Annotated in this window: 26 protein-coding genes and 3 tRNA genes; 10 read left to right on the top strand and 19 right to left on the bottom strand. The window is 45.1% G+C overall.

Features of this window, described 5'->3' with window-relative positions; all coding sequences use genetic code 11:
• Nucleotides 1–4: 4 nt before the first annotated feature.
• The 8 genes from ICN22_RS07090 to ICN22_RS07055 form a co-directional block, all read right to left on the bottom strand.
• The gene (locus ICN22_RS07090) at nucleotides 5–253 is read right to left on the bottom strand and encodes a DUF1289 domain-containing protein (protein WP_216169562.1); all 249 of its coding nucleotides are present in this window, start codon (nucleotides 251–253) and stop codon (nucleotides 5–7) included.
• A complete protein-coding gene (locus ICN22_RS07085) occupies nucleotides 250–1422 on the bottom strand; it encodes a GNAT family N-acetyltransferase (RefSeq protein WP_216169561.1) in 1173 nt (390 codons plus the stop codon). Before ICN22_RS07085 ends, ICN22_RS07090 begins: the two co-directional genes overlap by 4 nt.
• 16 nt (nucleotides 1423–1438) lie before the next feature.
• Entirely contained in the window at nucleotides 1439–1825 is a 387-nt protein-coding gene (gene gloA / locus ICN22_RS07080) for a lactoylglutathione lyase (protein ID WP_216169560.1), read from the bottom strand.
• A 91-nt stretch (nucleotides 1826–1916) separates the two neighbouring features.
• Complete coding sequence (locus ICN22_RS07075) at nucleotides 1917–2711, bottom strand: peptidylprolyl isomerase (protein ID WP_216169559.1); 795 nt, start codon at nucleotides 2709–2711, stop codon at nucleotides 1917–1919.
• Between the two features lie 44 nt (nucleotides 2712–2755).
• Entirely contained in the window at nucleotides 2756–3046 is a 291-nt protein-coding gene (locus ICN22_RS07070; RefSeq protein WP_216169558.1) for a BolA family protein, read from the bottom strand.
• Nucleotides 3043–3591 carry a septation protein A gene (locus ICN22_RS07065; protein WP_216169557.1) on the bottom strand — a complete coding sequence of 183 codons (549 nt, stop codon included), beginning with the start codon at nucleotides 3589–3591 and terminating at the stop codon, nucleotides 3043–3045. The genes ICN22_RS07070 and ICN22_RS07065 overlap by 4 nt, the downstream gene beginning before the upstream one ends.
• Before the next feature lie 27 nt (nucleotides 3592–3618).
• Nucleotides 3619–4032 carry a peptide-methionine (R)-S-oxide reductase MsrB gene (gene msrB / locus ICN22_RS07060; RefSeq protein WP_216169556.1) on the bottom strand — a complete coding sequence of 138 codons (414 nt, stop codon included), beginning with the start codon at nucleotides 4030–4032 and terminating at the stop codon, nucleotides 3619–3621.
• 17 nt (nucleotides 4033–4049) lie between these two features.
• Entirely contained in the window at nucleotides 4050–5516 is a 1467-nt protein-coding gene (locus ICN22_RS07055; RefSeq protein WP_216169555.1) for a protein adenylyltransferase SelO, read from the bottom strand.
• Nucleotides 5517–5571: 55 nt separating this feature from the next.
• On the opposite strand from ICN22_RS07055, the gene ICN22_RS07050 reads away from it, so the two are divergent.
• Complete coding sequence (locus ICN22_RS07050) at nucleotides 5572–6057, top strand: PaaI family thioesterase (protein ID WP_046330191.1); 486 nt, start codon at nucleotides 5572–5574, stop codon at nucleotides 6055–6057.
• 18 nt (nucleotides 6058–6075) lie between these two features.
• On the opposite strand, the gene ICN22_RS07045 is transcribed toward ICN22_RS07050, so the two are convergent.
• Together ICN22_RS07045 and ygfZ are read right to left on the bottom strand one after the other, a co-directional pair.
• Nucleotides 6076–6933 carry an NRDE family protein gene (locus ICN22_RS07045; RefSeq protein ID WP_216169554.1) on the bottom strand — a complete coding sequence of 286 codons (858 nt, stop codon included), beginning with the start codon at nucleotides 6931–6933 and terminating at the stop codon, nucleotides 6076–6078.
• Between the two features lie 27 nt (nucleotides 6934–6960).
• Nucleotides 6961–7968 carry a CAF17-like 4Fe-4S cluster assembly/insertion protein YgfZ gene (gene ygfZ, locus ICN22_RS07040; RefSeq protein WP_216169553.1) on the bottom strand — a complete coding sequence of 336 codons (1008 nt, stop codon included), beginning with the start codon at nucleotides 7966–7968 and terminating at the stop codon, nucleotides 6961–6963.
• Nucleotides 7969–7987: 19 nt separating this feature from the next.
• Here ygfZ and mltG point away from each other — a divergent pair, with 19 nt between their 5' ends.
• The 6 genes from mltG to ICN22_RS07010 all read left to right on the top strand — a co-directional run bounded on the left by mltG (nucleotide 7988) and on the right by ICN22_RS07010 (nucleotide 12964).
• Nucleotides 7988–9061: an endolytic transglycosylase MltG gene (gene mltG / locus ICN22_RS07035; RefSeq protein WP_216169552.1), complete on the top strand. Its 1074-nt coding sequence runs from the start codon at nucleotides 7988–7990 to the stop codon at nucleotides 9059–9061.
• Nucleotides 9062–9066: 5 nt separating this feature from the next.
• Nucleotides 9067–9705 (top strand): dTMP kinase, encoded by a 639-nt coding sequence (gene tmk / locus ICN22_RS07030; protein WP_216169551.1) that lies wholly within the window; start codon nucleotides 9067–9069, stop codon nucleotides 9703–9705.
• Entirely contained in the window at nucleotides 9706–10851 is a 1146-nt protein-coding gene (locus ICN22_RS07025; RefSeq protein WP_255533890.1) for a DNA polymerase III delta subunit-related protein, read from the top strand.
• 11 nt (nucleotides 10852–10862) lie between these two features.
• Nucleotides 10863–11651 carry a TatD family hydrolase gene (locus ICN22_RS07020; protein ID WP_216169550.1) on the top strand — a complete coding sequence of 263 codons (789 nt, stop codon included), beginning with the start codon at nucleotides 10863–10865 and terminating at the stop codon, nucleotides 11649–11651.
• Nucleotides 11648–12349, top strand: coding sequence for an ankyrin repeat domain-containing protein (locus ICN22_RS07015; protein ID WP_216169549.1), 702 nt, complete (start codon nucleotides 11648–11650; stop codon nucleotides 12347–12349). Before ICN22_RS07020 ends, ICN22_RS07015 begins: the two co-directional genes overlap by 4 nt.
• A gap of 75 nt (nucleotides 12350–12424) precedes the next feature.
• Nucleotides 12425–12964, top strand: a complete 540-nt coding sequence (locus tag ICN22_RS07010) for an ion channel (RefSeq protein ID WP_216169548.1) — start codon at nucleotides 12425–12427, stop codon at nucleotides 12962–12964.
• A gap of 25 nt (nucleotides 12965–12989) precedes the next feature.
• Here ICN22_RS07010 and ICN22_RS07005 read toward each other — a convergent pair whose 3' ends face one another.
• The 5 genes from ICN22_RS07005 to gcl form a co-directional block, all read right to left on the bottom strand.
• A complete protein-coding gene (locus ICN22_RS07005; RefSeq protein WP_216169547.1) occupies nucleotides 12990–13991 on the bottom strand; it encodes a DUF3108 domain-containing protein in 1002 nt (333 codons plus the stop codon).
• Nucleotides 13992–13998: 7 nt separating this feature from the next.
• Nucleotides 13999–14586, bottom strand: coding sequence for a YqiA/YcfP family alpha/beta fold hydrolase (locus ICN22_RS07000; RefSeq protein WP_216169546.1), 588 nt, complete (start codon nucleotides 14584–14586; stop codon nucleotides 13999–14001).
• A 10-nt stretch (nucleotides 14587–14596) separates the two neighbouring features.
• Nucleotides 14597–15493 (bottom strand): 2-hydroxy-3-oxopropionate reductase, encoded by an 897-nt coding sequence (glxR, locus tag ICN22_RS06995; protein WP_439650983.1) that lies wholly within the window; start codon nucleotides 15491–15493, stop codon nucleotides 14597–14599.
• A 47-nt stretch (nucleotides 15494–15540) separates the two neighbouring features.
• Entirely contained in the window at nucleotides 15541–16320 is a 780-nt protein-coding gene (gene hyi, locus ICN22_RS06990) for a hydroxypyruvate isomerase (protein ID WP_216169544.1), read from the bottom strand.
• 62 nt (nucleotides 16321–16382) lie between these two features.
• On the bottom strand, nucleotides 16383–18173 hold the full coding sequence (gene gcl / locus ICN22_RS06985) for a glyoxylate carboligase (RefSeq protein WP_216169543.1): 1791 nt from the start codon (nucleotides 18171–18173) through the stop codon (nucleotides 16383–16385).
• Between the two features lie 128 nt (nucleotides 18174–18301).
• Between gcl and ICN22_RS06980 the strand changes: the two genes are divergently transcribed.
• From ICN22_RS06980 to ICN22_RS06970, 3 genes are all read left to right on the top strand, one after another.
• Nucleotides 18302–19207, top strand: a complete 906-nt coding sequence (locus tag ICN22_RS06980) for a LysR family transcriptional regulator (protein WP_216169542.1) — start codon at nucleotides 18302–18304, stop codon at nucleotides 19205–19207.
• 111 nt (nucleotides 19208–19318) lie between these two features.
• Complete coding sequence (locus tag ICN22_RS06975; RefSeq protein WP_216169541.1) at nucleotides 19319–19915, top strand: hypothetical protein; 597 nt, start codon at nucleotides 19319–19321, stop codon at nucleotides 19913–19915.
• A gap of 136 nt (nucleotides 19916–20051) precedes the next feature.
• Nucleotides 20052–20774: a M48 family metallopeptidase gene (locus ICN22_RS06970; protein WP_255533889.1), complete on the top strand. Its 723-nt coding sequence runs from the start codon at nucleotides 20052–20054 to the stop codon at nucleotides 20772–20774.
• A 55-nt stretch (nucleotides 20775–20829) separates the two neighbouring features.
• Here the strand turns inward: ICN22_RS06970 and ICN22_RS06965 are convergent.
• The 4 genes from ICN22_RS06965 to gltX form a co-directional block, all read right to left on the bottom strand.
• A tRNA-Asp gene (locus tag ICN22_RS06965) sits at nucleotides 20830–20906 on the bottom strand.
• A gap of 57 nt (nucleotides 20907–20963) precedes the next feature.
• A tRNA-Glu gene (locus tag ICN22_RS06960) sits at nucleotides 20964–21039 on the bottom strand.
• A gap of 40 nt (nucleotides 21040–21079) precedes the next feature.
• A tRNA-Ala gene (locus ICN22_RS06955) sits at nucleotides 21080–21155 on the bottom strand.
• An 81-nt stretch (nucleotides 21156–21236) separates the two neighbouring features.
• The gene (gene gltX / locus ICN22_RS06950) at nucleotides 21237–22640 is read right to left on the bottom strand and encodes a glutamate--tRNA ligase (protein WP_216169539.1); all 1404 of its coding nucleotides are present in this window, start codon (nucleotides 22638–22640) and stop codon (nucleotides 21237–21239) included.
• Between the last annotated feature and the right edge of the window lie 51 nt (nucleotides 22641–22691).

The raw sequence follows: 22691 nt of genomic DNA, 5'->3' as shown, positions 1-22691 counted from the left end.
TTCATTACTTAACTTGACGTTGGAATCGCATTGCAGTGCCCTCTGCACGAATGCGTTTCCATACAGCATCCTTTTCTTCTTGGCTAAAGAAGACCCAATTACTGACTTCGCCTAGAGTGCGGCCACAGCCTTGACAGACATCATCGTACAGCGTTGTGCAGACTCCAATGCAAGGGGAGTCAGAGCTATCATCACCAACAGCTAAAGAATTTGATCCGGCTTGTTCTGGTGGATTGTTATTAGATTCGGTCATGGCAGTACTTTAGACGATTTCAAAGGAATGCGTTGCTCGAGCTCATCAACATAAGCTGCCATACCCTCACGTTCACGCTCTAAAAAACGCTTTACTGCATTGGAAAAGCCGGCATCCGCTATCCAATGCGCTGATTGAAGAGTGGTTGGTAAAAAACCTCTGGCCATCTTATGTTCGCCTTGAGCACCACCTTCAAATATCTTGATACCTTCCTGAATGCAATACTCAATTGCTTGGTAATAAGCCAATTCAAAATGTAGGCAGGGGATATGCTCAACTGCACCCCAATAACGTCCGTATGCTTTTGAATTTGGGCGATCGACTACCAGCAACGATGAGGCAATTGGCCTTTCATCCTGAATGGCAATGATGAGATGAAAATTCTCAGGCATATCCCTTCCAAGAGTTTGAATACATTCTTCCGTTAAATAAGGGGAAGAGCGATGCTCGATATACGTATTTTCATAGCAGCGATAAAAGAATGTCCAATCGTCTTTACTTGCTTGCGCTCCCGGAATATGTCGATAGCTCATTTTGTGCATGGCTACAGATGTACGCTCTCGCCGAATATTCTTACGGCGTTTCATGGTGAGGTCTGCAAGAAACTGTTCAAAATCTTGGTAACCGATGTTCTGCCAATGAAACTGCACTGAGTTGCGCAACATAAATCCTTGCTTCTCTAGCTCTAATAATTCACTACTCTCGGGAAAGAGGACGTGGGCAGAAGAGAGTGTGTTTTGATCAATCAGTGTCTTTAATCCAGAAACTAAAATCTGTTGCACTGCGCTCTTATCAGATGCTTGAGCTACAAGCAGTCTGGGCCCGCGTACGGGAGTAAAAGGAATGGCAGAGAGCGCTTTGGGATAGTAGGGCAAATTGTTCTGCTCGTAGGCTTGAGCCCATGCCCAGTCAAACACAAACTCTCCATAGGAGTGTTGCTTCAGATAGAGTGGCATGGCACCCAGCAGTCTTGATGCAGAGTCCTCAACGAGCAAGTGCGCAACTTGCCATCCAGTATTGCCGCCAACACATCCACTAAGCTCTAATGCATTGAGAAATGCATACTTTAGAAATGGGCCTGCTTCGGGGGATAGTAGGGCATTCCAATCATCTTCAGCAATCTGCGAAAGACTATCAATAACTCGAAGTTGGATGGCACCTTGCTTCAACTAAATAAAAGAATATCTAGCGTTGAATTAATTCAATTTTGTAGCCGTCAGGATCTGTGACGAAGGCGATAATGGTATCGCCACCCATGACTGGGCCAGCCTCGCGAGTGATGTTGCCACCAGCAGCTTTGATTTTTTCACAAGCGGCATAGGCATCAGCAACGCCAATTGCAATGTGTCCGTAGGCGTCACCAAGTTGATAACTCTCAACACCATGGTTATATGTGAGTTCAATCTCAGATTGGCCGTCTACATTCCCTTTGCCAAATCCTACAAATGCGAGAGAATATTTTTGCTCTGGGCGTTCCGTGCTCCGAAGTAGGTTCATTCCCAAAACTTTGGTATAGAAATCGATCGAACGAGTCATATTGCCGACTCTGAGCATAGTGTGAAGAATCATCATTGTGTCAATATAAAGGTAAATCTAGTTTCACGTTTCTCAAGAAAAAACCCAGGGTGTTGGCCTGGGTTTGCAGTCTTTAAGTACAAGCTTATTATTGAATCTTGGCTTTAGCGCGGAGCTTTTGCATCAACTCAGAGAACTTCGCTTTTTGCCAATTTTGATCTGCTGTGATCATCTGCTTTAGCTGGTCTTTGATTTCCTCCATGCTTGGTGCTTTGACATCGCGAATATCATCCATCTTGATGATGTGCCAGCCGAACTGGGTCTTGACTGGTTTGTCTGTAATTTGACCTTTTTTGAGCTGCACCATCGCTTTAGAAAATTCTGGGACAAGCGCTTTATCGCTGACCCAGCCGAGATCTCCACCACTCGGTGCAGAGCCAGGGTCTTTGGACTTATCTTTAGCAATTTGTGCGAAGTTACCACCGGCTTTAATTTGGGCGGTAATAGCTTTTGCATCCGCTTCTTTTTCTACCAAAATATGCTCTACGTGGTATTCCTTACCGGTGTACTGACCCTTCACTTGTTCGTAAGCAGCTTTGAGTTCAGACTCTGCAACGCCTTCACGCTCTACGTAGTCTTCAAAAACTGCTGCTATCAAAACGCCCATCTTGGATTGCTCAAGCTGATCGCGTACTGATTCTTTTTGCATGACACCGCGATTGTTAGCTTCTTGCAAAATAAGCTCACGAGTAACCAGCATTTCTCTTGCTTGATCTCGTACTTGCGGATTATCTGGTTGATTGGATTTTTGAACCAACTTATCTAGTTGCGCCTTTGGAATTGCCTTGCCATTAACAATGGCAGCGTTTTGGGCATAAACGGCTGTTGAGAAAAGCGCAACAGTACAGGCGCTGATGGTCAAAATTTGGCGTGTGTTGAACATGGATGAGGAATATAAATATAGGTAAAGGAGAATCTTAAAGCAATCTACGCTGAATGGGTGCTTTCGCTTGGGGTGTATGCAAGGATGGTCAGAGCATGGATTGCATCAGGAAAGTGGCTATTTAAAGCAGCATAAATAGCTCTATGACGGGCTACCTTAGTCATTCCCTCAAATTCTGGGGCTACGATGGTCAGTTTAAAGTGACCCCCACCAGAAGCGGCGCCCGCATGACCTGCATGAAGATGGCTTTCATCCTCAATATGTAAATGTTTTACCTTAAAAACTATCTTGAGATCAGATTCAAATAGGGCAATTCGTGCTTGGTTGATATTCATTCTGCGGGATGCTCCATATGACGGGTGAGCCAAACCCCCTGAAGAATTACGAATACTACGAGTAATCCTGTACTACCAAATAGCTTAAAGTTGACCCACGTTTCTTCAGAGAACTCAAAGGCAATATAGAGATTGAGCGCACCCATAAAAAAGAAAAATGTTGCCCAGGCCATATTCACTTGATGCCAAACTGATTTTGAGCTGTGCTCTTTTAGAGTGATTTGTTTGCCCATCAACACTTGGATCCAATTTTTCTGAAAAAATTGAGCGCTAATAAATAGGGCACCGGCAAATAGCCAGTAAAGCGCAGTTGGCTTTAGTTGAATAAAAGTCTTATCGTGCAAGAAGATTGTGAGGCTGCCAAATACCAGAATCATGATAAGGCTGACCCACTGCATGGCATCAATCTTGCGATGTCGGTAATACACCCAGAGGATTTGGCCAATGGTAGCCACCATTGCTACGATGGTTGCAGTGTAGATATCGCCAAATTTAAAGGCGATAAAAAAGAGGATGATCGGGAATAGGTCAAATAGAAATTTCATGGGCTTGATTATCCAGCTATTTATAAATTATTCCGCTTTACTTGGGGCGGCATTCTCGGAAGGTTCAAATGCCAAGGATGCTGAATTGATGCAGTAGCGCAGCCCGGTAGGTTGTGGGCCATCCTCAAATACGTGACCCAAATGTGCATCACATGCAGTGCAGCGAACCTCAGTTCGAATCATTCCATGAGTTACGTCGCGAATTTCAGTAATAGCCTCTTTTTTCTCTGGTGCGTTGTAGCTAGGCCAGCCACACCCAGCATCAAACTTAGTTGATGATTGAAATAGTGGGGTATCGCAGCAAATGCAGCGATATTGACCGGCAGTCCAGTGATCCCAGAATTCACCAGAAAACGGCCTTTCTGTTGCAGCCTCTCGGGTCACTCGATATTGAATATCGCTCAGTGAGTTTTTATATTCTTGATCTGTTTTCTTGTTCATGGCTATAAGGTAGTGTGTTATGAGGAGCAGCTGACTTCTATGCGCTGCATATCGACGGGGGGTGGTTTTGCGTAAGCCTCAAATGGCTCCTGCTCGTCAAAGGGTTTGCTGAGTATGAGTTGTAATCGTTCAATTTCAGAAAAATCATCTTGCTGCGCCTTTTCAATTGCAGCTTGAGCTAGGTGATTCCTGAGGATATATTTTGGATTGACCTGGTTCATCATTGTTTTTCTGGCTTCGTCACTCAATACTTCAGATTGAAGTCTATGGATGTAGTCGGCAAACCATTGGTCAATATTGTCACGATCGATGAACTCATCTCTTTGTGCAAGATCTGTTGGCTTTGAATCTTTTCGGGTATTGCTCAGATTACGGAAAAATATAGTGAAGTCTACTTTTGAGTCATTCATCGCTTGTAAGAGACGCTCAATGATCTCAATATCACTTTCTTGCTCTAGCTGAAAACCTAATTTAGAGCGAAATATTTTTTGCCATTCTTTCGCATAAGTCACAGGGAACTCTTCCAGTGCAGAACGTAAAAGAGCATGGGATTCCTCTTGTGAATGCTCTGGCTCTAGCAGGGGGAGCACAGCGCTAGCGAGGCAGGCCATATTCCAATGCATGATTTGTGGCTGGCGATGATAAGCATATCGGCCACCATGATCACTGTGGTTGCAAATATGATCTATTTCAAAATGATCTAGAAATCCAAATGGACCGTAGTCAATAGTGAGTCCAAGAGCGCTGATGTTGTCACTATTTAAGACGCCATGACAAAATCCTACTGATTGCCACTGCGCAACCAATTTCGCATTACGAGCGCTAATCTCTTTGAATAAACTTAGATAGGGATCTTTTGTATTTCGGCACTCTGGATAGAATTCATTGATCAGAAGATCTGCCAACTCTTTGAGGCGGACAATATTCTGAAGTGAGGCAAAGTGTTCAAAGTGGCCAACCCGAATAAAGCTTGGGGCAATGCGTGAACATACTGCTGCGGTTTCAACCGTTTCCCTAATTACACGCTGCTTAGATCCAACTACTGAAAGAGCTCTGCTGGTCGGTATACCTAAAGCATGCATAGCTTCACTACAAAGGAACTCACGTATAGAAGATCTTAAGACGGCTCTGCCATCACCCATTCTGGAGTAGTGCGTCTTACCAGCCCCTTTAAGTTGGAGCTCAAGCTGATTGATATCGCCCAAGAGGATGGCACGACCATCGCCTAGTTGTCCTGCCCAGGATCCAAATTGATGGCCGCTATAGGCAGTTGAAATCGGATTGGAAAAAGCGAGCTCACCGACATTTAGTTGATTTCCTGCTAAAAGTGCAAGCCAATCAGGATCTTTTGGTAAGCCAACGGGTCCGAGCTCAAGGTGAATTAGTCTGGCAGCAGAGGCTGAAAATGCAACCCAATAGGGGTTGGATATAGGTGTGGGTGGGGTAGGCTGGCATACATCATCGCCGCGGAGGGTAAAAGGCATATTTTGTATTCTATGGGTAATTCACAAGCGTCGCAGAAGCCTCTAGAATGACCTTATGACAAATAAAGTACAACTTAATGTAGAAACTCAACTTGCCAACTTGGGTGAAGAGCTTAATGTTCCTTTTTTGAAGCTGCTAGGGGTACGGCTAATTACTGCTGAGATGGGTAAAGGTGAAATACTCCTAGCGCTCAAGCCCGAGCATACCAATACTTGGGATGTGGCCCATGGCGGTGTGTTACTTACCCTGATGGATGTTGCCATGGCTGTTGCTGCTCGCTCAAGCGACCCTGGTGATCGAAGTGTTGTGACCGTGGAGATGAAAAATAACTTCATGCAGGCAGCCAACGGTATTTTGCGTGTAAAAGCGGATACCGTGCGTCGCACTGCTACGATGGCTTTTTGTGAGGCCAAACTCTACAACGATCAAGGTGAGATTTGCTGCATGTCAACTGGGACGTTTCAGTTTATTAAGCGACTGGCAAGCAAAAATGCGGATGGGGAGCGCGTCATAAACGAGGATTCTCGTCAGCAGAAATAGTTCAAACTGATTGGTCGCTTAGACCGAAAGGTTAGATCCCGGTGCAGCAGTGAGTTCACCGGTGACAACATCGTGACCCACGGTGCCGTTAGCATCAAAGCGTCTTTCTACCATCTCAAACTGACCATCCTTACGAACGCGCAAAATCGTACTTGAACGCGTTCCATAGCTTGGAGTCTTAATAAATGCAGCAGATAAAGCTTTTTCCCAATCTGGACTAACGCCGGTATTGGGTAGCTCTTGTGGACTTGCTTCGTGAGTATCGGCCAATAAGCGCAAATAGTGATCTGCATTTTTGAGTTGCCCGCTATCCATGGCCAAGGTTTGAGCGAACGCCGCTACTCGGTGATTGACTTTAGGCCATGGTGTATCTAGCATCGCATTGGATAGACCATAGACTCCAGGGTTTAGTGCTTGCTCAGGAAAAACTTTTCTTGGGCGAATGTTTTGACCCATCATGAGGCGGTTACTTACCCAATGCATTTCAGTATTCTCTGGATCGCTGAGATCAGCCATCAAGAGATTGAATCCGTTGTAGAGCTCAAACCGTTTTACATTTTCTTGGATGTAAGCATGTGGCTTGTGCTGGCCCGTAAGATACTGCAGGCTAAGCTCACCACGCGTTCTGGCATCCGGATTCTTTTCGCTAGGTGCTCTGACATTGGTCAACGCAGCAAAACGCCCCGTCTTTGTGAAACCCAACCAAGTTCCTGGACTACCTAATACATCCGCGCAGTCCTTGCCAGCCAATACATGAGGGTGCTCGGACCACCATCCCATAGGATCAGTATCGCGCTCATAAAATTCATCACGGTTTGCTGCAACCACCAAAGGGTAGTCTGGATGAGATTTCCAGGCAAAGAGAATTAAGCACATAACAATATGAGTAGAGTCAGGGTGAGATTAAATTTCTAATAAAGGGTAGGGGATTGAATCTATCATTAGGACAGGCCCATCGCTCGTACCAAGATATATTGCTCCAATTTCTAAGGCATCTAGCTTACATTCCACCTGAAGATCAATTCGGGCTGAATTAGCTGCATTAGTAGCTGCTAGTACCACCATGCCGCACGGCTGACTTGCATCCCCCTCTTGAAATAATTCTACGCCTGGTTTTGAAAACTCTAGTGCAGTTGAGCTCGAATCAACATGTACAAGTTGAAGTCTACGTTTTACTGCACCTCGGTATTGGCTTCGAGCGACAATTTCTTGGCCCGGGTAACAACCTTTTTTGAAATCCACACCAGCAACGGATTCAAAATTAATCATCTGCGGAACAAATTGTTCCTGAGTTGCTAAAACAATTCTCGGGATTGCACTCAGTACCTCTAAAGAATTCCACTGATCTAGTGAGGCTTGATCAACTGATGACAGAGTAGCTTCCGCTTTTTTCTGGGCGATGAGGGTGCGCTGAAAAGATTGATTCTGAATCAGCACCTCAGGCATGCGCAAAGAGAGGTTATCTTTAGATGGATTGGAGGACTGGCCAGCATTCTGGCTCTGATAAGCGCCAAATACTTCCCATTCATCCGAGGCATCAACGACTTTTACTTTTGACCGCAGTACGTACATCGACAATCGTTTTGCAGTACTGGCTGCAATATCTTTGGAAACAAAAAGGGCAAAACGGTCATCTGAATCAACGGTTTCCGGAAACAAGCCAAGCCAAGCACTAGAGAGAAGGCGTCCTTTGGGGCTGCAATAGCCAACTAATCGAACCGAATCTGAACCATGGGCAATATCACCGGGCATAGTGCGCTTGAGGCTAAGCACGGAGTTGCTTAATTGGCTTTGTAAAAGGGCTGCGGCATCAGGCCCCTCAACCAAGATCAAGCCCCAATGGGCCAGAGGGGTAAATCCATGGTTTAGGCTGGAGGCAGGCATTGTGGCGTTTTCTGTGCTGATCGTCATGAGCTTTTATCATAGCTTGATGAGCAGAAAATTTCAGAAAAGTCTTTTTATTAAACCTTTAAAGGATGGCGGTTGGAAATCCTATGCCCTCATCTTCATTTCTCTAGTGCTTCTTTTGTACGCAGCCATTTTTTTATGGCCCGTTGTGCCAGCTACATCAAATGTTGATAAGGGATCTGCCTACAAAGTCAAGATCACTCCCCAATCTGGCCTATCTGCAATTGCAGGTCAGTTATCAGAGCAGGGCGTATCTACAAATGTAGTTACTTTACAAGTGGCAGCAAGAGCACTTTTAATCAGCTCTAAGTTAAAACCGGGAACTTATCTGTTGGCTCCTCGCGCTAGCTTGGGGAATATCTTGCAACAAATTGCTCGTGGTGATCGAGTTCGAGAGAGTGTAGCCATTATTCCAGGTATGACGATATGGCAACTGAGAAGCCTGATTGATCAACATCCCGCGCTAATTCATCAAACTAAAGGTATGAGTTCAAAAGAGCTGTTGATGACCCTTGGACTGAATTACCCAGGCGATGAGGGACTCTTTTATCCAGATACCTATATTTTTGACCCAGATGATTCAGATACTTCAATCTATCGAAGGGCCTCTCAGGCCATGCAAAAGCAACTAAGTGCTGCTTGGGATCAAAGGGACTCAGCCATACCCTTAAAAACTCCTTATGAGCTGCTTATTTTGGCCTCGATTGTGGAAAAAGAGACGGGGCGCTCAAGCGATAGGTCTTTGGTCTCAGCGGTTTTCGTGAACCGCCTTAATTTAAAGATGCCCTTACAGACCGATCCAACCATCATTTACGGAATTGGTCCAAAATTTGATGGCAATCTTCGAAAAGCAGATTTACGCACAGACAGTCCCTACAATACTTATATGAACAAGGGTTTGCCACCAACGCCAATAGCTATGCCCAGCAAGGAGTCCCTCCTTGCTGTGATTTATCCGGCAAAAAGTGATGCGGTATATTTTGTAGCGCGTGGTGATGGCACTAGTCATTTCTCCAAAACTTATAAAGAGCATGAAAGCGCAGTTGATCAGTTTCAACGTAAACGCAATTCCTCCAATCAATCTAAGTCTCAGTAACTGTTATGACGGCTCAATTTCTAGGTTATTTCATTAGCTTCGAAGGTATCGATGGAGCGGGTAAAAGTACACACATTGAATCTTTTAGCAACTTGATTAAACAGCGGCACCCTGATCGCGATGTTGTGATGACTAGGGAGCCTGGTGGCACTCAATTAGGTGAACAACTTCGCGCCTTATTGCTTGAAGCGCCAATGAATTTAGAAACTGAGGCATTACTGATGTTTGCTGCTCGCCGTGAACATATTGCACAAGTAATAGAGCCAGCTCTGAAAGCGGGAAAGATTGTGATCTCTGATCGCTTCACAGATGCGAGCTTTGCTTATCAAGGCGGTGGTCGCGGCTTAAGCCTGGCCAAGTTAAATGATTTGGAGAAATGGGTTCAGGGTCGCTCTGATGGTTCATTGCTTCAACCTAATTTGACCTTCCTTTTTGATTTACCTGGCGCAGTTGCACAAGCGAGAAGATCAAAGGTAAGGGCACCCGATAAATTTGAAAAAATGGACTTAGATTTTTTTGAAAAAGTTCGTCAAGAGTATTTGCGTAGAGCAAAAACAGATCCAAATCGCTTTTATCTCGTCGATGCTACTGAAACACCAGAGGCTATTTGGCATGAGCTCGAATCATTAAAGATAAAGCTCTAAATGAGTAATGCGATGTTAGCAAATGCGTCGGTGAAAAAAATAGCCCCATGGTTAGAGCCCATCTGGGACGGCATGAACTTAGCTTCGTTTCCTAATGCAGTTTTAATTCATGGTCAGTCCGGTATTGGTAAGTTTGAGTTTTCCATTGAATTGGCTAGAGCGCTTTTGTGCGAAACATCCGCAGGCACAAAGCCTTGTAAGCAATGTGTAGCCTGTCGGTGGTTTGACTCCGGCAACCATCCTGACTTTATTGCACTAGTCCCAGAAACGCATCGTAAGCTTTTGCCACAGGGTGATTTTGATACGGATGCTGATTCACCAAAAAAATCCAAGGCCAGTCAAGCTGATGCCGATGTTGATGCACCCGAGAAAAAAGAAAAGAAAAGTATTTCTATTGAAGACGCCCGTAGTGCAATTGAAGGACTCTCTATTGGATCTCATCGCGGGGGCAATCGAGTCATTCTGGTTTATCCGCTAGAAATGCTCAGATCAGATTCCGCAAATACCTTGCTAAAATCTCTTGAAGAGCCTCCAAAAAATACTATCTTTATTTTGCTAGCGGATCGGCTTGATCGTGTCCTGCCAACCATTCGTTCTCGCTGCCGCTTGATGTCCGCGCCGCGACCAGATCGATTGAGTGGGCTCAATTGGTTACATACCGAGCTAAATAAGATTCCTGGTTTAAAAATGAGTGATGCCGATGTCGAGTCTATTTATGACGAGCAGGGTGGGGCACCTTATGCAGTATTGGATTCTTTAATTGCACGTCACAATAAAGATGAGAAGGATGAGCTGACGATCGCCATTCAGGCCTCCCGTTATTTACTGCAAGCGATGTCGCAGGGCGCTCGAATCAATTGGCTAGATGCTGCTGTTAAAACGCAAAAAGCCCGGTATTCAGTTTTGTTGGCTACTATGCAGCGATGGGTCTCTGATGTGCAAAGTTGCGCCCAAATGGGTTCGCCGCGCTATTACCCGAAGCATGAGGCTGCTATCAAGACGCTTGCGCAACAAGCACGTCTTCCAAAGCTGCTGCGCTTCTGGAAGTCTCTGATACAGGCGCGGCGCCACGAAAATCATCCGCTGGCCACACGTATTCAACTGGAAGCATTGCTTTCTCAATACCAGCAGGTATTTGAAGATTAAAATACAGAGTCATGTTCATAGACTCACATTGCCATCTCGATTTCCCAGAATTTCAAAGCCGTCTACCTGAGGTTTTGTCGAATATGGCTGCCTGCAAGGTGAGTCATGCCTTGTGCGTGTCGGTAGACATTCCGGACTTTCCCAAGGTACGAAAGCTCGCCGAAGACCATGCTCATCTGTATGCCTCGGTTGGAGTCCATCCAGACTACGAAGATACTCCGGAGCCCAGCTTTGAATTCCTAGTCGCAGAATCAAAACACCCCAAAATCATCGCGATTGGCGAAACCGGGCTTGATTACTTCCACATGGGCGATCGTAGCTATGAATCCATGGAATGGCAGAGAGCGCGCTTCAGAACGCATATACGCGCCGCTATTGCAGCGAAGAAGCCTCTCATCATCCATACGCGATCATCCTCCGCTGATACCCTCAGAATCCTGAAAGAAGAGGGCGCTGATCAGATCGGTGGCGTCATGCATTGCTTTACAGAGACCACCGAAGTTGCCAAGGCTGCGATTGATATAGGTTTTTACATTTCCTTTTCTGGCATTGTGACCTTCAAGAGCGCCAAGGATCTACAGGAAACTTGCAAGGAAGTTCCCCTGGATCGCATGCTGATTGAGACGGATTCGCCTTATTTAGCTCCAATTCCTTATCGCGGCAAGACGAATGAGCCAGCTTGGGTTTCCAAGGTTGGTGAATTTGTTGCTGATCTAAAGGGTGTTTCAGTTGAATTGCTGGCAGAACAGACTTCAAATAATTTTTTTCAATGTTTTCATATAAATAGAGCAATATCATGAGAAATTCTTTTAAATATAGCCACCTTTTCTCTGTCTACTTATTGTGCTTTTCTAGCCTGGTAATTGCGCAAACTGCAGATCAGATTACAGATTTCACCAAAGCTGCGAAGTTTGATGACGTCTCAGAGGTGCAGTCTTTAATAAAAGCAGGCGTTACTCCAAATACGCTAGATCCTAAAGGTACCCCCATGCTGATTCTGGCTATTCGGGATAAATCCGCTAAGGTAACTGATTTATTACTCGCTAATCCAGCTACTAACGTCAATCTGACGAATAAAAGCGGGGAAAACGCACTGATGATGGCAGCTTTTGATGGTCAGCTGTCTTTAGTCAAGACCTTAGTTATTGATAAAAAAGCTGCTGTGAATAAGCCTGGCTGGGCACCAATTCACTATGCGGCCACTAATGGCCATTTAGAAATTACCCAATTCTTAATGGCTAATGGTGCTCAGGTAAATGCCTTGAGTCCTAGTGAAACAACGCCATTAATGATGTCTGTTGGCTCCGGTAATGATCAATTAATCAAATACCTGCTTGATAGCGGCGCAGACTTGCGCATGAGAAATCATGAGGGTTATACAGCGATAGACGTTGCCCAATTATTTGGCAAGGATGATATTCGAAATGGCTTAATGTCACGATGGCTAAAGCTCTATAACCAGCCGTATCCAGGCGGCCCAAAGAAGTCTCCTTCGTAATTGATATATCTGATAATGCGTATAATCATTATTATGTCAAACAAGAAATGTAACTGGATTTAACGGATACCATCGATGACCTTGAGCGGCTTGTTAGATAAGCTTCCCGGACTTAGCTCCCTCCCCAACTTCAGTACGCTCTTAGCTGAAATTAATGTGGATATGGGCGATAGCGATATTTGGGTGCTGTTATTTCTAACGGGTTTGATGCTGACGTTCCATGGCTTAAGCGTTCTATCAATCGCAAGTATCTTTCATTGGATTGACCAAAAACTTGAAAATAAACGGGTCTATGGTGCCAACTTTGTATCGTATTTCGTGGCAATTTTATTGATTATTGCTACCCACCTGCTTGAAATCATTGCCTGGGCATACATTTGTTTGGGACTGCAGGTATTCCCAACCAACCTTCAAACCTTGTATTTTGCTGGTGAGATGTATACAACCGTTGGCTATGGTGAATATCTTCTTGCTACGCGCTGGCGTATCCTCCCCATTATTATTTCTTTCTCTGGAATCTTCGCTGTATCCATGTCTGGGGCTGCGCTTTACACCATGATGGGCGCTTTACTCGGAAGGTCCAATCAAAACCCCAGATCAGGCTCTGGATTCTAAATTAGTAGCTGTAAACCCCTTAGGCTTAGTTCGTTAGCTTGGATTTATCAATGGGGGCTCTTTGCTTGAATACGAGCTCCAAGATGCGTCCATTGGACTCTAGGGAGCGCATTCTGCCAGGCAGCCAATCTAAGTCTCTCGCCAGCCAAATATCGACCTGACGCTTGAAAGGGCTACTTTCCCTCTGCATTAGAGCGTAATGGCGATTTACAGACTTCCCCAGGCTTGGAACATCTTCTGACACTACCTCTCCGTAGCTTTTAAATTGCCACATCTCGAGAGTGTTGTAGTCCACCACAGGTATTCCTCGAATGCTGCCGGCCTCATCAATCTTGTCACTGCCATTGAGTAAAGACGCTAGCTGAAAAAGTAGGCTAAATCGATCTTGAGTGCCTGGTAGCAAATCCGGTGTGAATTCTGGTTTTTCAGAGAAGAACATCTTCCCTGCTCCGTTCTGATCACGATCAAAACGAGAATAGCGCGGTGGTTTTGTACCTCGCTGCGTCCAGTATATGGATGGAGCTATGCCGTAGGCATCGACAGTGCCTCTGGATTCAAAAACAAAGGGGCCAACAATAGCGTAAGGTATGTTGATGTGCAGCCTGTAATTATTGCCCTCAGTAATCCAGTCCAGTTGAGCAGATTGAATAAGTTGACCATCGACATAGGCATCAAAATAATATGTGCCAGATTCAGGAAGGCGAAATGCCTGCCCAGATTGATTCCCGAATGCGCCCTGCTCTCCTTTTCCCTGATCTGATAGGGGGTCTGCTGAGACAGCGTTAGTTTCCTTGGGCGGCGCTTTTTTCTTTGGCGCCGTAGTCATCTGTATTTTCTTTGGGGGCTCGACCAGTAACTCCGTTTTGATGATGAGGTCTTCGGCAATGGGTGGCACGCTAGCAAAAGAAAAGAATGGAATCCCAAAAAATAAAAGTAGATGCCCAAAAAGCGATAGAAAAATTGCAGCAGTCAGAATCCACAGAGACTTTCTGGGCACGTATCGAAATCGATTTTCGATTACATCCATCTAGACCCTAATGCTCGATAAAGTCGATTACTGCTTGCAGGTGATTGGCGTAGTCAGAAATTCCGTGATCACCACCTTCGAGAATCAGTTGTTTGGCGCCAGGATAAAAAGCTGCCATTTCCTTCCAATCTAAAAGCTCATCACCTTTTGCGGCGATTAAAAAATAACGCTTTGGATCAGTTATCGGATCTACCTGTAAGGCACGTAACTCATCGATATACTCGGCCTTAAAATCAAATGGCTCTTCGCTGTCATAGGCAGTCATCATGCCAACATGGGGCTCTAATTCTCTAGCAGCATATACGGCGGGATTAAGAGTAATGCCTTTGCATTGATATTTTTTAGCAAGATAGTTTGTATAAAAACCACCCAAGGAGGATCCGATGATGACTATGCGATCAAATTTGGCTTGATTGATATGTTTAGTCACCATCTCCAGACTTGCTTTTGGAGATGCAAGAAGTTGAGGGCAAAACCACTCATAAGAATGGTCTGCCGATGAAAGCGCCCTCACCGCCTCCCCAGTCATGACTGCCTTGGTTGAGTTTGGTGAAGACCGAAAGCCATGCAAATAAACAACCAAGGTTACTGCCATACTTCTTCCTCTAGCTTTTTTGACCTATTTCAAAATTAGCCATTTTTTCTAATGCTTTGACCATAGCAGAATGATCCCACGATTTTCCGCCATGCGCTGCACAGGAATTAAATAACTCTTGTGCGTTAGCTGTATTGGGCAAACTAACGCCTATAGCTTTAGCACTGCTGAGGGCCAAACTTAAATCCTTCTGGTGCAGCTCAATCCTGAAGCCAGGATCAAAGGTGCGATTGATCATGCGCTCGCCATGAACTTCCAGTATTTTTGAGCTGGCAAAGCCACCCATTAATGCCTGTCTAACTTTTGCTGGATCGGCGCCTGCTTTAGAAGCAAACACCAAAGCTTCTGCAACCGCTTCGATATTCAAGGCGACAATAATTTGGTTAGCTACTTTAGTAACTTGCCCGGCACCGTTATCACCAACTAAAGTAATATTTTTTCCCATTAAATCAAATACAGGTTTGACCTTGTCAAAGATGGCTTGCTTACCACCAACCATAATAGTGAGGCTTGCACCCTTGGCGCCCAATTGACCACCAGATACAGGCGCATCTAGATATTCACAATCAAGATCATTGATGCGCTTCGCAAAATCTTTCGTGGAAATGGGGGAGATAGAACTCATATCTACAACGATCTTGCCTTTGCTAAGACCTGAAGCAATACCGTTCTCTCCAAAAAGTACCTTTTCTACATCAGGAGTATCTGGGACCATCGTAATAATGATGTCCGCCTTAGTTGCAACTTCTGCTGGAGTAGCACAAAGAACGGCAGAGGTATTGGCCAACTCGGCAGGAACTTTACTGCGTGTGTTGATAAACAACTCATGACCTGCTGCGACCAAATGCCCTGCCATTGGCGCGCCCATAATACCTAAACCTACAAAGCCCAGTTTTAACTTACTCATCATTCATTCCCAAATTATTAATTTATTAATATACGGATCAATTGATATTACTGCTCGTATTGACCCATCCAATGTAGGCCAGCCTCAGTTGTTTTCAAAGGCTTGTATTCACAACCGATGTAACCTGTGTATCCAAGACGAGCTAATAAATCAAATAAGTAGCTGTAATTGATCTCTCCGGTACCAGGCTCATTACGGCCTGGATTATCTGCCAACTGAATATGCGCAATTCGCTTAAAGTATTTTTGAATCGTATTGGCTAGCTCACCTTCCATACGCTGGGCATGGTAAATATCGTATTGTAAAAAAGCATTATCAGCAGCAACCGCATCCAGTATTGCGATACCTTGAGCAGTTTTAGAGAGATAGAAACCAGGGATATCAAAGGTATTGATTGGCTCAATCAATAGTTTCAATCCCGACTTCTTCAGTTCAGCAGCGGCAAACTGTAAGTTGCTGACAAAGGTGTCATGAACTAATGTTGGATCGACTCCCTCGGGCGTCTTTCCTGCTAAGCAGTTGAGTTGAGGTACGCCTAAAATGGTAGCGTACTCAATTGCCTTCGCAACTCCAGAGCGAAACTCGGCAACACGGTCTGGGTGACACGCGATGCCCCTCTCCCCTGCGTCCCAATCACCAGCTGGTAAATTGTGCAATACCAACTTTAAGGCATTGTTATCTAAAGCGGATTTGATTTCGCTCGCTTCAAAAGCATAAGGAAATAGGAATTCAACGGCTTTGAAGCCTCCAATTTTGGCTAGCGCAAAACGCTCCAAAAATGGTTTTTCATTGAACAACATCGTGAGGTTAGCTGCAAACTTGGGCATTCCTATTCCTTAATAACAATCAATCTGGATGATACATGGGTAAATACAAGGCAATGAAGCGATTACTCTAGAAGACCAGCGGCTACCAATCCCTCAGTTCCAGCAGGATGACGGCAATCAATATCTTCAAATTCATTGATATTGTTAATCTCGGTACCCATCGCAATATTGGTAATCTTTTCTAGAATGATCTCTACTACTACAGGTACGCGATGCTCTTTGGCCATCTTTTGCGCCTCAATCAATGCAGCATTAATTTTATTTGGATCTGAGACTCTGATAGCTTTGCAACCAAGTCCCTCAACAACCTGAACGTGATCAACGCCATAGCCCTTCAGATTTTGATCATCCACATTGATATTGTCAAAAGCCAATTGCACGCAATAATCCATCTCAAAACCACGCTGTGCCTGACGGATCAAACCTAGGTAACTGTTATTTACTAAGACCATCACTAGCGGCAAGTTAAATTGTGCGCCAACTGCTAATTCCTCAATTAAGAATTGGAAGTCGTAATCACCTGCGAGTCCAACTACAGTCTTTGTTGTATCAGAGGCCAATGCACCCAATGCAGCTGGAATTGTCCAGCCAAGGGGGCCCGCTTGACCGCAGTTGATCCATTGACGAGCACCATAAACATGCAAGAATTGTCCGCCAGCAATTTGTGACAGACCAATAGTCGATACATATACGGTATCGCGACCAAATACGGAATTCATCTCTTGATAAACTCGTTGTGGCTTGATAGGTACATTATCAAAGTTTGTTTTACGTAGCATCAAGCTCTTACGCTCCTGGCAACGCTCAACCCACTCACTGTAGTTGGATAACTTGCCTTTTGCTTTCCACTCTTTAGCAACTTCAACAAACAACTCTAGCGCCGCTTTTGCATCCGAAACAATACCGTAGTCGGGATTAAATACGCGACCAATTTGCGTTGGCTCAATATCGACGTGAATAAACTTGCGATCTTTGCAATACACATCGATTGATCCTGTGTGACGGTTAGCCCAGCGGTTACCGATACCTAAAACCAGATCACTAGCTAACAAAGTTGCATTGCCATAACGGTGCGAGGTTTGAAGACCAACCATGCCCGCCATCAGTGGATGATCATCCGGAATAGTGCCCCAGCCCATGAGGGTTGGAATCACCGGAATGCCAGTCAATTCCGCAAATTCAACTAACAGCGCATCTGCATCAGCATTAATAATTCCACCGCCAGCAACAATTAAAGGCTTTTTGGCTGACATCAACATTTCCAGCGCTTTTTCAATCTGCTTGCGGCTAGCTGCTGGTTTGTATACCGGCAATGGCTCATAGGTGTCGATATCAAATTCAATTTCAGCTAATTGAACATCAATCGGCAAGTCGATCAATACTGGGCCGGGACGGCCTGAGCGCATTACATGAAATGCCTGCTGGAAAACCCGAGGCACTAAGCCAGGCTCACGAACTGTTACAGACATTTTCGTTACTGGCTTAGAAATCGTCTCGATATCAACAGCCTGAAAATCTTCCTTGTAAAGACGGGCACGAGGAGCTTGTCCAGTAATGCAAAGAATAGGAATAGAGTCAGCACTTGCAGAGTACAGTCCTGTAATCATGTCAGTACCGGCTGGGCCAGAAGTACCGATACAAACACCAATATTGCCTGCTTTAGCTCTTGTATAACCTTCAGCCATATGTGAAGCGCCCTCAACATGTCGGGCTAAAATATGGGTGATTGACTGACGTTCGCGTAATTGTGCGTAAAGTGGATTAATAGCAGCTCCAGGAACACCAAATGCAGTGGTGATACCTTCTTTTTCCATTACAAGAACTGCTGCCATTGCGGCTTTCATTTTGGCCATGATGTTTCCCTCGCTGTTTAAGAATGGGTACATCATCAACACTTCAGAGTGAAATGAGAATGCCAGTCACTATCATATGTGCTATTCCAAAATGGAATACCCTGATAAAATCGAGTTAGAATTCATTTATGGATCGTATTCAGGGGATAGCCCTTTTTGTCCGAGTCGTAGAAACCGGCTCTTTTAGCAAGGCTGCAGCCAGCCTGGGCATTACTCAGCCCACCGCAACCAAACACATTGCCTTTTTAGAAAAGCGTCTTGGCTCCCTTTTATTGCATCGCAGCACAAGAGGGGTCACACCAACGGAAATTGGTGAGATTTACTATGAAAAATGTAAGATTATTTCTAGAGAGCTTGAGGAGGCAGATAACCTGGCCGCCCTACTGCAAGGGGAGACGCAGGGTAAATTGATCATTAGCTCCTCGGTTGCCTTTGGGCGCCGTATATTGACTCCGCTGGTACTTCAGTTCATGAGCCAGAACCCAAAGCTTGAGATACATCTGAGTCTTGAGGATCAATTTGTCAATTTGGTTGAAGGTGGCGTTGATCTTGCGATCCGTATGGGTCGCCTTGCAGACTCCTCTCTGGGATCGCGCTATTTAGGTTTAAATCCCTGGGTCTTGGTAGCTAGCCCGGATTACTTAAAACAGCATGGCACTCCAAGCCATCCAGAAGATTTAGCGTCACATCAGGCCTTGATATATAGCTCAGTTCAAGACAATCACCGCTGGCACTTTAGTGGGGGTGATGGCGAAACTATTTCGATACCCGTTAAAGGCCCGCTGTACTCTAATAACTTATCTGCCTTGCTTGCTGCAACGATCGGGAACATGGGCTTGGCTACCATCCCTTGGTACGTCGCTTATCACTCGATTAATAAAGGTACCTTACAGCCGATATTGACGGATTGGAGTCTACCCTCTCAGGAAATCCACGCTGTATTTTCCTCGCCTCGTTTAGTGCCGGGCAAGGTAAGCCAGTGCATAGACTGGTTGCAATGCCACTTTTCTGGGAACTGGTGGGAGCGACTGTAAATCAATCGCTTTCAATTGAAACGCCACCCAAATCATCTGTGGGCTTACCAACAGATTTTTGCAACTGAAATACGCTAATATCGTTATGGATACTCAATATCAAGGAAAGTTATGAAAATCAAAAACGCCCAAATTACCCTAGTAGCAGTAACATTATTGGCTAGTCCAGTATTAGTGATGGCACAAGCTCCTGCTGCTAATGCTGTAGTGGTGGACGCAGCTATTACTGACAATATTTTTCAATTGTACGAAGGTACTGTTACAAAGATTGATAAGAAAACACGTACGATTTTCTTTAAAAATAATGAAGGTGAATCCAAGTTCATTGCTGGCCCTGAAATTAAGAGCTTTGATCAGATAAAAGTGGGTGACCGACTCAATGTGACCTATGAACTTGCTGTTGCAATTGAATTAATTAAAACTAAAAGCGATGGCATTCGTAGCAAAGTGGAAACTTCACAAGAAGTAGCCTCTAAACCAGGCGAAAAGCCAACTCGTACCATTACCAACACCACGACCATCATTGCTGACATAGTCGCTGTTGATCGCCCTAAGAAATTAGTCTCGGTTAAAGGTCCAAGTAGCAAGGTTACTGTTGTGACCGTTAAGAACCCGCAGCTCCTAGCCGATGTCAATGTTGGCGAGCAGGTTCGAGTGATTTACTTTGATGCGATGGCTGCATCCATTACGCCTCCAAAGAAGAAGTAATTTAAAAAGTAACGAGTATTGGCAAGGATTTGATTTGAGCATTCGCACCTTTTGGATCCTTGCACTTGTTGCTTTACTCTCGGCGTGCGCTAATACTACGCGCTCGGGGGCGGTTGGAGTTAGCCGATCACAATTTATGATGGCTTCTTCTGAAGAGGTCAACCGTCTTTCTGCAGTGAGTTATAACGAGCAGAATCAAAAAGCGAAAGAGAAAAATATACTGGTCACTTCTGGCCCAGCATATGATCGATTGAAGTTCATTGCAAACAGGTTAATCCCTCAGACCGAGGCATTCAGAGATGACACCAAGCAATGGGATTGGCGGCTAAGCCTAATTGATGCCCCCATATTGAATGCCACTTGTGCCCCAGGCGGAAAGATCACTTTTTACACCGGAATTATTGAGCAGCTGAATTTAAGTGATGATGAAATCGCAGCCATCATGGGTCATGAAATTGCGCATGCCTTAAGAGAGCATGGTCGGGAGCGCGTATCCCAAGCAGTCGCACAAAACGTATTGGTGAATATTGCCATGGCCGTAGCTGGCCCCTATGGTTCCGCAGTGGGCGCTGCAAACCAAGTTGCCCAATATGCAATTATTTTGCCTAACTCCAGAGAGAATGAATCAGAAGCAGATGCCATTGGATTAGAGCTTGCAGCAAGAGCGGGATACAACCCCATGGGCGCAATCAGCGTTTGGCAAAAAATGTTGAAGGCAACTAAAGGTAAAAGCTCTCCAGAATTCTTATCCACCCACCCTTCTGGTGAAACCCGAATCGAGCAACTCACTGCGCTCATGCCAGCAGTTGAGCCTTTGTACAAGGTGGCACCAAAACCACCGCCAACGAAAAAACTTTGATAAAGATTTAAGAAATGAAAAAAAGCCCCTGATGCAGGGGCTTTCTTAACTTACATGGCGGAGCGGACGGGACTCGAACCCGCGACCCTCGGCGTGACAGGCCGATATTCTAACCAACTGAACTACCGCTCCAATTACATCGCATGCTACTTGTGTCACTTCTTATTACTCACAACTAGCCAAAAATTTTGGCGTCCCCAGGGGGATTCGAACCCCCGTACTCACCGTGAAAGGGTGATGTCCTAGGCCTCTAGACGATGGGGACCTGGACTGCTACTAAAACTTGTGATGCTATTGTAAATGCTTGGTGGAGATAAGCGGGATCGAACCGCTGACCTCTTGCATGCCATGCAAGCGCTCTCCCAGCTGAGCTATACCCCCGTAATCTCGTTAAAACTCCACAAGACACTCAAAACAATCTAAGATTTTATCCTATTTTTGTAGGGGGAGGCAAGTTCTGGCTTAGACCACCTTGGAAAGCCTTGCAACCGCCTCATTCTTACCCAATACAACCAAGACAGAATCAATAGCCGGCGTCTGTGTTGTGGCAAATAAAGCGTAACGCACAGGCATTGCTAATGCTGGCATTTTGATTTGATGCTTGGCTAGCACTTCTTTAAAAGCCGCCCCATAAGCTGCTTTTGTATGCTCAGCAGATTGAATGGCTTCAATCAAATCTTTCATGGCAGGAATGATTTCAGCTGGGATATTTTCTGCAATTTGTTCACTACTGTGAGCAGGTGCTGGTAGATAGAACAGCTTTGCTCCTTCGGCGATTTCAATCAGCGTATTGGCGCGATCTTTTAGGAGCGCAACTACTTGCACAAAGTCCGGACCATTTTCTGTATCGATACCGAGTTCATGTGCAAATGGCTTAGTTGCTTTTGCCAATTTTTCTGGATCTGCATTCTGAATATATTGATGGTTTAACCAGAGTAACTTTTCAGGATTGTGTTGTGCTGGTGATCGACCAAGACTACCTAAGTCAAACCAATTCACAAACTGCTCTTTAGTAAAAATCTCTGCATCACCGTGTGACCAACCTAGCCTGGCTAGATAATTCAGAATAGCTTCAGGAAGGTAGCCTGCTTTTTGATAATCACGCACACTCATGGCGCCATTACGCTTACTCATTTTTTCACCAGAGTCGTTTAAGACTGTTGGTAAATGAGCATATACCGGCGGTGTACCACCGAGCGCTTTCATGATGTTAATTTGGCGTGGAGTGTTGTTGACATGGTCATCGCCACGAATCACATGGGTAATGTTCATGTCAAGGTCATCCACTACAACGCAGAAGTTATAGGTTGGCGTACCATCGGGACGAGCAATAACTAAATCATCCAACTCATCATTATTGATTTCTATCTTGCCCTTAACTGCATCCTCCCAAATTACAGATCCACCAATCGGATTCTTGAAACGAATCACGGGCAAAACACCTTCTGGCATTGCTGGCAGAGTCTTACCTGGCTCAGGACGCCATTGGCCGTTATAGCGCGGCTTTTCCTTATTGGCCATCTGTTGGTCTCGTAGCTTATTGAGCTCGTCTTCACTCATGTAGCAAGGGTAAGCAAGGCCAGCATCGAGCATCTGCTTTACAACTGCTCGATAACGATCAATACGCTGCATTTGATAAATGGGGCCTTCATCTAAATCTAGACCAAGCCAGGCCATGCCTTCAATAATGACGTCGACAGCTTCCTGTGTGGAGCGCTCTACATCGGTATCCTCAATACGCAAAATAAAGTCGCCTTGGTTATGGCGTGCAAAAGCCCAAGGATATAAAGCGCTGCGAAGGTTGCCTAAATGAATAAAGCCCGTTGGACTGGGGGCGAAACGTGTTCTGATATGCATAATTAGCATTATCTCAGGTCAGCTTTAGATTTGATTATTTGGCACTCCGATCATCAAAAA

Origin of the sequence: Polynucleobacter bastaniensis (genome assembly GCF_018882205.1) — a bacterium.
GTDB classification, from domain to species: domain Bacteria; phylum Pseudomonadota; class Gammaproteobacteria; order Burkholderiales; family Burkholderiaceae; genus Polynucleobacter; species Polynucleobacter bastaniensis.
Note: the sequence above shows the minus strand (reverse complement) of the source record. Positions and strands in the feature narration are given on the sequence as shown.

Bases quoted from the DNA above. Each gene is read 5' to 3' on its own strand.
- ICN22_RS07090 (WP_216169562.1), bottom strand. From the start codon at position 253: ATGACCGAATCTAATAACAATCCACCAGAACAAGCCGGATCAAATTCT.
- gloA (WP_216169560.1), bottom strand. From the start codon at position 1,825: ATGATGATTCTTCACACTATGCTCAGAGTCGGCAATATGACTCGTTCG.
- ICN22_RS07075 (WP_216169559.1), bottom strand. From the start codon at position 2,711: ATGTTCAACACACGCCAAATTTTGACCATCAGCGCCTGTACTGTTGCG.
- ICN22_RS07070 (WP_216169558.1), bottom strand. From the start codon at position 3,046: ATGAATATCAACCAAGCACGAATTGCCCTATTTGAATCTGATCTCAAG.
- ICN22_RS07065 (WP_216169557.1), bottom strand. From the start codon at position 3,591: ATGAAATTTCTATTTGACCTATTCCCGATCATCCTCTTTTTTATCGCC.
- msrB (WP_216169556.1), bottom strand. From the start codon at position 4,032: ATGAACAAGAAAACAGATCAAGAATATAAAAACTCACTGAGCGATATT.
- ICN22_RS07055 (WP_216169555.1), bottom strand. From the start codon at position 5,516: ATGCCTTTTACCCTCCGCGGCGATGATGTATGCCAGCCTACCCCACCC.
- ICN22_RS07050 (WP_046330191.1), top strand. From the start codon at position 5,572: ATGACAAATAAAGTACAACTTAATGTAGAAACTCAACTTGCCAACTTG.
- ICN22_RS07045 (WP_216169554.1), bottom strand. From the start codon at position 6,933: ATGTGCTTAATTCTCTTTGCCTGGAAATCTCATCCAGACTACCCTTTG.
- ygfZ (WP_216169553.1), bottom strand. From the start codon at position 7,968: ATGACGATCAGCACAGAAAACGCCACAATGCCTGCCTCCAGCCTAAAC.
- mltG (WP_216169552.1), top strand. From the start codon at position 7,988: ATGAGCAGAAAATTTCAGAAAAGTCTTTTTATTAAACCTTTAAAGGAT.
- tmk (WP_216169551.1), top strand. From the start codon at position 9,067: ATGACGGCTCAATTTCTAGGTTATTTCATTAGCTTCGAAGGTATCGAT.
- ICN22_RS07025 (WP_255533890.1), top strand. From the start codon at position 9,706: ATGAGTAATGCGATGTTAGCAAATGCGTCGGTGAAAAAAATAGCCCCA.
- ICN22_RS07020 (WP_216169550.1), top strand. From the start codon at position 10,863: ATGTTCATAGACTCACATTGCCATCTCGATTTCCCAGAATTTCAAAGC.
- ICN22_RS07015 (WP_216169549.1), top strand. From the start codon at position 11,648: ATGAGAAATTCTTTTAAATATAGCCACCTTTTCTCTGTCTACTTATTG.
- ICN22_RS07010 (WP_216169548.1), top strand. From the start codon at position 12,425: ATGACCTTGAGCGGCTTGTTAGATAAGCTTCCCGGACTTAGCTCCCTC.
- ICN22_RS07005 (WP_216169547.1), bottom strand. From the start codon at position 13,991: ATGGATGTAATCGAAAATCGATTTCGATACGTGCCCAGAAAGTCTCTG.
- ICN22_RS07000 (WP_216169546.1), bottom strand. From the start codon at position 14,586: ATGGCAGTAACCTTGGTTGTTTATTTGCATGGCTTTCGGTCTTCACCA.
- glxR (WP_439650983.1), bottom strand. From the start codon at position 15,493: ATGAGTAAGTTAAAACTGGGCTTTGTAGGTTTAGGTATTATGGGCGCG.
- hyi (WP_216169544.1), bottom strand. From the start codon at position 16,320: ATGCCCAAGTTTGCAGCTAACCTCACGATGTTGTTCAATGAAAAACCA.
- gcl (WP_216169543.1), bottom strand. From the start codon at position 18,173: ATGGCCAAAATGAAAGCCGCAATGGCAGCAGTTCTTGTAATGGAAAAA.
- ICN22_RS06980 (WP_216169542.1), top strand. From the start codon at position 18,302: ATGGATCGTATTCAGGGGATAGCCCTTTTTGTCCGAGTCGTAGAAACC.
- ICN22_RS06975 (WP_216169541.1), top strand. From the start codon at position 19,319: ATGAAAATCAAAAACGCCCAAATTACCCTAGTAGCAGTAACATTATTG.
- ICN22_RS06970 (WP_255533889.1), top strand. From the start codon at position 20,052: ATGATGGCTTCTTCTGAAGAGGTCAACCGTCTTTCTGCAGTGAGTTAT.
- gltX (WP_216169539.1), bottom strand. From the start codon at position 22,640: ATGCTAATTATGCATATCAGAACACGTTTCGCCCCCAGTCCAACGGGC.